Below are 6,890 nucleotides of genomic sequence, written 5' to 3' on the forward strand. Positions count from 1 at the left end.
AGCAGCTGCCGAGCCTGCGAGGCTGCGTTCGGCTGCGAAGCAGTCGTGAATCCGGCTGATGCGGTTTGCCTGATTCACCGAAACTTCTGGCTTGACGACTGCTTCGCAGCCGAACGCAGCCTCGCGGGCTCGGCAGCTGCTACAAATCGCACTTATGGCTTCACTTTCCGCCTCCTTGCCCCCTCAAGAAGCGGTGATCCGCCAAATCCCGAACGGCAGATGCCACGGTTCGAACCGCATGAACTGGTACTTGCCGTGCCAGGTCCAGCGGTGGCCGGTCATCAAGTCTTCGCCCTGGGTGCTGGCATCGTCGGGCAGGCCCATTTCCCACAGCGGCAATTCGAAATTCGCTTCCTGGACGTTATGCGGGTCGAGGCTGACCGCTACCAGAATAAAGTTGCTGCCATCCACACTGCGTTTGCCGAAGTACAGAATGTTGTCGTTCCAGGCGTTGTAGACCTTCAAGCCCAGGTGCGTGTGCAGCGCCGGGTTCTGCCGGCGGATGCGGTTGAGCTGGGCGATTTCGGCAATGATGTTGCCCGGCGCAGTGAAGTCCCGTGGGCGGATCTCGTACTTCTCGGAATTAAGGTATTCCTCGCGGCCCGGCACCGGTGCCGCTTCACACAGTTCGAAGCCCGAATACATGCCCCACAATCCAGAGCCCATGGTCGCCAGCGCGGCACGAATCAGAAAACCGGCGCGCCCGGATTCATGCAGGAACGCCGGGTTGATGTCCGGTGTATTGACGAAGAAATTCGGCCGGTAGCATTCGCGCCACGGCGACTCGTTGAGCTCGGTGAAATAGGTCGCCAGCTCGGTCTTGGTGTTGCGCCAGGTGAAATAGGTGTAGCTCTGGGAGTAACCGACCTTGCCCAAACGCGCCATCATCGCCGGCGTGGTAAAGGCTTCCGCCAGAAAAATCACCTCGGGGTACAGCGCCCGCACATCGGCGATCAGCCACTGCCAGAACGGCAACGGTTTGGTGTGTGGGTTATCGACGCGAAACAGCTTCACGCCCTCCTCGACCCAGCCCACCACGATGTCCCGCAACTCAAGCCACAGGCTGGGAATCGCCTCCACGGCATAGAAGTCGACGTTGACGATGTCCTGATATTTCTTCGGCGGGTTCTCGGCGTATTTGATCGTGCCGTCCGGCCGCCAGTTGAACCAGCCCGGGTGCTGTTTGAGCCACGGGTGATCCTGGGAACACTGAATCGCAAAGTCGAGGGCCACTTCCAGCCCATGCTCGGCCGCCGCCGCGACGAGCCGGCGAAAATCTTCGCGGCTGCCCAGTTCCGAGTGAATCGCCTCGTGTCCGCCCTCTTCGCTGCCGATGGCATAAGGGCTGCCGGGATCGTCGGGGCCGGCGGTCAGCGAGTTGTTCGGGCCTTTGCGGAAACTGCGGCCGATCGGGTGGATCGGCGTGAAGTACAGCACGTCGAAGCCCATGTCCTGGATCATCGCCAGCCGCGCATGCACATCGTTGAAGGTACCGTGGCGGGCCGGGTCATCGGTGATCGAGCGTGGGAACAATTCATACCAACTGGCAAACTGCGCCAACTCTCGCTCCACGTCCACCGGGTATTCAGGGCTCAGGCTCACGAAGGGCCGATGGTCGGCCTGGGTCATCAAGTCCGCGCTGCGTTGGTGCAGAAACAAGGCGACCTGCTCGGTTTCGAGCAGACCGGACAGCTCATGGTGCAACGCCGCCAGTTGTTCGCTCAGTTGGCCTTCGCTGCGTTCGGCCGCCTGCTGCACATGAGTGCGTCCTTCCTGCAATTCCAGGCTGACCGAGACGCCGGCCATATGCTTTTTTTCCAGCTCATAACAAAAGCTGGCGTACTGATCGATCCAGGCTTCGAGGCAGAACACATAGCGGCCCTGCTTCTCGACACGAAACTGGCCCTGCCAGCCGTTATTGCCCAGCTCAGCCATCACCTCGCTCTGCCAGGTGTCGTCACCCTCGGCACGCCAGCGAATGCGCACGGCCAGTTTGTCGTGACCGTCGGCAAACACTTTGCTGGTCACCACCACGTCCTGACCGACCACGGCTTTAACAGCGAATTGCCCGCCATCGAGGGTCGGCATAGTGTTTTCAATCACGATCCGCGGCAGCAGTAACGCCTGGGACAGCGGTATATGCGGGTTGTAGCTCAGTTCCGTGGGTTTTTCAGCGGTCATCGAGCATCTCTCCTTACGCCCCAAGGACGCTCTTGTGCCTGTCATCATTCACACGAAGCAGTCTGCCCCAGCATGAACTCACGGGCATTACTCACATAGGTTCCGAGCCACAGGCGCCGGCAAAGTTCAGAGGGATCTGCCAGGTCTTTCGGCGAATCGAATCCCCAGGCACGGGTCAACCAACTTAAGCACGACTCACGCCATCTATCGGTTGCACAGAACAATCACCGGCCAATGCGTCCTAACACTTAATGAATCCGCAAAAAGGCCTCCCCCATGACCGTGCGAATCGAAAACCAGACCTGCTTCTTTATCACCGAGAACAGCGAAGAAATTCGCCTTTGCCCTGATATCACCATAATCACTGACGAGGAAAAATCCATGTCGGCAGTGGACCTCGACGGCCAGCGCTTCTACATCACCGAAGCAGAAGCCGATGCATTGACCGTAGCAGGCGCCGTGGACGGTCGTCGGCATTTGAAGGCCACGAACAGTGATTCGGTGATTTGACTGACCCGCATCAACACACCCCGCCAGCGCCTGACATAGGCACTTGCAGCCCGCCCTTGCGGTTGCATCAAGTTGTCGCAGGCGGGCGTTGGCAATCCATCTGATCCGCTTTTTATTGCATTAGCTGAGTCTGTTATGCAAACAGATCGCTGGTCATAGTGCTCAGGCCTGATGGAGGCTGATGAGCGAAAGACCATGAGCGATAGAATCCCCGTCCGAACCGTTGAACCTGCCTCATTTATAAAAAACAATGAGCCTTCGCGTCCAAAGATGAAGGCCAAGTCCAGCGACAACCTGATTCATACCCGCAGCTTCACCGGCCTGTTCCGCACCCTGCGCATGAGCGGCGCGGGGTTTCTGTTTCTGCTGTTCTTCGGCACGGTGTGGCTGAACTGGGGTGGCCGCCAGGCGGTGCTCTGGGATCTGTCCGAAAGCAAATTCCACATCTTCGGCGCGACCTTCTGGCCCCAGGATTTCATCCTGCTGTCGGCGCTGCTGATCATCGCCGCGTTCGGCCTGTTTGCGATCACCGTGTTCGCAGGCCGGGTCTGGTGCGGTTACACCTGCCCGCAGAGCTCCTGGACCTGGATCTTCATGTGGTGCGAGAAGATCACCGAAGGCGAGCGCAACCAGCGGATCAAGCTGCAAGCCGCGCCCTGGGGCCTGAACAAACTGCTCCGCCGCTCAGCCAAACACACCTTGTGGCTGGCGATCAGCCTGCTCACCGGCCTGACCTTTGTCGGCTACTTCACACCGATCCGCCCCCTGGCCGAAGAGCTGCTGACCTTGCAAATCGGCGGTGTCAGCCTGTTTTGGGTGCTGTTTTTTACCGGTGCCACTTACATCAACGCCGGCTGGCTGCGCGAAGCGGTGTGCATGCACATGTGCCCGTATGCACGGTTCCAGAGCGTGATGTTCGACAAGGACACCCTGACCATTTCCTACGACGTGGCTCGCGGTGAAAACCGTGGCCCGCGCAAACGTGAGGTGAAGCCCGCCGAGGTCGGACTGGGCGATTGCATCGACTGTCAGGTGTGCGTGCAGGTCTGCCCGACCGGCATCGACATCCGCGACGGCTTGCAGATGGAATGCATCGGTTGCGCCGCGTGCATCGACGCCTGCGATTCGATCATGGACAAAATGGGCTACGCCCGTGGGCTGATCAGCTACACCTCGGAGCATCAATTGCAGGGCGGCAAGACCCACCTTCTGCGCCCACGCCTGATCGGTTACACCGCGGTGCTGCTGGTGATGATCGGCGCCCTCGCCCTGGCGCTGGTGGAACGGCCGATGGTGTCGCTGGACGTGAGCAAGGACCGGGGCCTCTTCCGCGAAAACAGTGAAGGCCAGATCGAAAACATCTACAGCCTGAAGGTCATCAACAAGACCCAGCAACGCCAGGAATATCGTCTGACGCTGGTCGATGGCGACGGCTTCCAGCTGCAAGGCAAGACCGAACTGAGCCTGGCCCCCGGCGAGATTGTCGACGTACCGGTCTCGGTGGCGATGACCACGGAACGGCCGAGCAGCAGCTCGCAGACGATCAGTTTCAGGATTGTCGACAGCGATGAACCAGACATCTATAGCGTGGCCAAGAGCCGGTTTGTTGCGCCGATGAACCGTTGAGCCTTTAAGATGCAATCCTTTGTCAGATGCGGTCCTCTGTCAGATGCAGTCCTCTGTGGCGAGGGGGCTTGCCCCCGTTCGGCTGCGAAGCAGTCGCTAAACCAGACGACTCGGTATGTCTGGAAATGTAGAGGGCCGCTTCGCGACCCAACGGGGGCAAGCCCCCTCGCCACATAAAGCTCCATTTGCCCAATAGCGCTCCAAACCGGGACTTAAATGAAACGCTACGAAAAATTCGCCGACGACATCGCTGAACTGATCCGCTCCGGCGTCCTGGGCCCCGGCCATCGGGTGCCGTCGGTGCGCTACGCCAGCCAGACCTACGGCGTCAGCCCGTCCACGGTGTTCCAGGCCTATTACCTGCTCGAACGTCGTGGTCTGATCCGCGCGAGGCCGCGCTCCGGCTACTTCGTCAATGCGCACACACCAAGCCCGTTCTCGGAGCCGGTGATCAGCAGCCAGGTCAACGAGTCCACCGAAGTCGACGTCAGCGAACTGGTGTTCTCGGTGCTGGACTCGATCAAGGACCCGACCACCGTGCCCTTCGGTTCGGCCTTCCCCAGCCCCACGCTGTTCCCGCTGCAGCGCTTGTCCCGCTCTCTGGCCAGTGCCGCCCGGGAGATGGACCCGCGCATGGTGGTCACCGACATGTCGCCGGGCAATCCGCAACTGCGTCGGCAAATCGCCCTGCGCTACATGGTCGGCGGGCTGATGCTGCCGATGGAAGAACTGCTGATCACCAACGGTGCGCTGGAAGCGCTGAACCTGTGCCTGCAAGCGGTCACCGAGCCTGGCGATCTGGTGGCCATCGAAGCCCCGGCGTTCTACGCCAGCCTGCAAGTGCTGGAACGGCTGAAGCTCAAAGCCGTGGAAATCCCCGTCCACCCGCGAGACGGCATTGATCTCGGCGTACTCGCCCAGACCCTGGAGCGGCACCCGATCAAGGCCTGTTGGTGCATGACCAGTTTCCAGAACCCCATGGGCGCGACCATGCCCGAGGCGAAGAAACAGGAACTGGTGGAGTTGTTACGCAGCCATCAGGTGCCGCTGATCGAAGACGACGTCTACGCCGAGCTCTATTACGGGCAACAGGCGCCGAAACCGGCCAAGGCGTTCGACACCGAAGGGTTGGTGATGCACTGCGGTTCGTTCGCCAAGAGCCTGGCCCCCGGCTACCGCATCGGCTGGGTCGCCGCCGGGCGCTATGCGCAGAAAATCGAACGCCTGAAACTCATGACCTCGCTGTGCGCCTCGATGCCCGCCCAGGCGGCTATCGCCGATTACCTGCAACACGGCGGCTACGACCGGCACCTGCGCAAACTGCGTTACGCCCTGGAAGAACAGCAAAGTGCCATGCTTGCCGCCATCGCCCGCTACTTCCCGGCCCAGACCCGCGTCAGCCAACCGGCCGGCGGTTACTTCCTGTGGCTGGAACTGCCACCGCAGATGGATTCGTTGAAGTTGTTCCAGATGGCATTGGCGCAGGGGATCAGCATTGCACCGGGGCCGATTTTTTCACCGACCCAGCGGTTCAGGAATTGTATTCGGTTGAATTACGGGAGTCCGTGGACCGAGGATTCGGAAAAGGCGATGGAGACGTTGGGGCGGATTGTGCGGTCGTTTTGATAGTTTGATGTTGTCTGATCTGGCCTCATCGCGATGAGGCCAGATCAGACAACAAAGAATCTTGAGGATTAACGCCCGCCGCCAAGGTCCACGAAAGTCCCGGTCGCATACGACGCTTTATCCGACAACAACCACACAATCGCCTCCGCCACTTCATCCGGCCGCCCGCCGCGCGCCATCGGAATCGCCGATTCCAGCTTGCTGACCCGATCCGGATCGCCGCTCAATGCATGGAAATCGGTGTAGATGTAACCCGGTCGCACCGCATTGACGCGAATCCCCTCGCCCGCCACTTCCTTGGACAGACCGATGGTGAAGGTGTCCAGCGCGCCTTTGGACGCCGCGTAATCCACGTACTCGTTGGGTGATCCCAGACGCGAGGCGACCGACGACACGTTGACGATGCTGCCACCCTGCCCGCCATGTTTGGGCGACATGCGCAAAATCGCGTGTTTGGCGCAGAGGATCGGCGCCAGGACGTTGGTCTTGAGGATTTTCAGAATACGGAATTCCGACATTTCGTCGATCCGCGACTTTTGCCCGACGGTGCCGGCGTTGTTCACCAGCGCCGTAACCCGGCCCAGTTCGGTGTCCACCCGATGAAACAGTGCGATCACTTCGTCTTCGATGCTGACGTCGGCACGCACAGCGATGGCTTGGGCGCCGCGTGCGCGGACTTGCTCCAGCACACTGAGCGCCGCCTGTTCGTCGGACTGATAATTGATGCAGATCCGATAACCTTGCTCGGCGGCCAACAGGGCCGTGGCGGCGCCGATTCCACGGCTGCCGCCGGTGATGATGATGACTTTGTCCATGCAGGCTTTCCCCCGTTCCAAGCGTAAGCAGTCGGGGCCAAGAATAACCGCCATTGCGCGGTTTTGCATGGGCCTGCATCAAGGGGCATGGTACATCTTGTAGCAGCTGCCGAGCCTGCGAGGCTGCGTTCG

5 protein-coding genes are annotated in these 6,890 nt (G+C 60.4%); 3 read left to right on the top strand and 2 right to left on the bottom strand.

The window, feature by feature from the left end:
* Positions 1 to 183 precede the first annotated feature (183 nt).
* On the bottom strand, positions 184 to 2,181 hold the full coding sequence (locus PMI21_RS03530; protein ID WP_007941305.1) for an alpha-1,4-glucan--maltose-1-phosphate maltosyltransferase: 1,998 nt from the start codon (positions 2,179 to 2,181) through the stop codon (positions 184 to 186).
* Positions 2,182 to 2,457: 276 nt separating this feature from the next.
* Between PMI21_RS03530 and PMI21_RS03525 the strand changes: the two genes are divergently transcribed.
* The 3 genes from PMI21_RS03525 (at position 2,458) to mapR (ending at position 5,943) form a co-directional block, all read left to right on the top strand.
* The gene (locus tag PMI21_RS03525) at positions 2,458 to 2,691 is read left to right on the top strand and encodes a DUF3203 family protein (protein ID WP_007941306.1); all 234 of its coding nucleotides are present in this window, start codon (positions 2,458 to 2,460) and stop codon (positions 2,689 to 2,691) included.
* A gap of 195 nt (positions 2,692 to 2,886) precedes the next feature.
* The gene (ccoG, locus tag PMI21_RS03520) at positions 2,887 to 4,317 is read left to right on the top strand and encodes a cytochrome c oxidase accessory protein CcoG (RefSeq protein WP_033064211.1); all 1,431 of its coding nucleotides are present in this window, start codon (positions 2,887 to 2,889) and stop codon (positions 4,315 to 4,317) included.
* A 216-nt stretch (positions 4,318 to 4,533) separates the two neighbouring features.
* Positions 4,534 to 5,943: a GntR family transcriptional regulator MpaR gene (mapR, locus tag PMI21_RS03515; protein WP_007941308.1), complete on the top strand. Its 1,410-nt coding sequence runs from the start codon at positions 4,534 to 4,536 to the stop codon at positions 5,941 to 5,943.
* Between the two features lie 68 nt (positions 5,944 to 6,011).
* Here mapR and PMI21_RS03510 read toward each other — a convergent pair whose 3' ends face one another.
* Positions 6,012 to 6,758 (bottom strand): SDR family oxidoreductase, encoded by a 747-nt coding sequence (locus PMI21_RS03510; protein WP_007941309.1) that lies wholly within the window; start codon positions 6,756 to 6,758, stop codon positions 6,012 to 6,014.
* Positions 6,759 to 6,890: the final 132 nt, after the last annotated feature.

This window comes from Pseudomonas sp. GM18, from assembly GCF_000282195.1.
Classification (GTDB): domain Bacteria; phylum Pseudomonadota; class Gammaproteobacteria; order Pseudomonadales; family Pseudomonadaceae; genus Aquipseudomonas.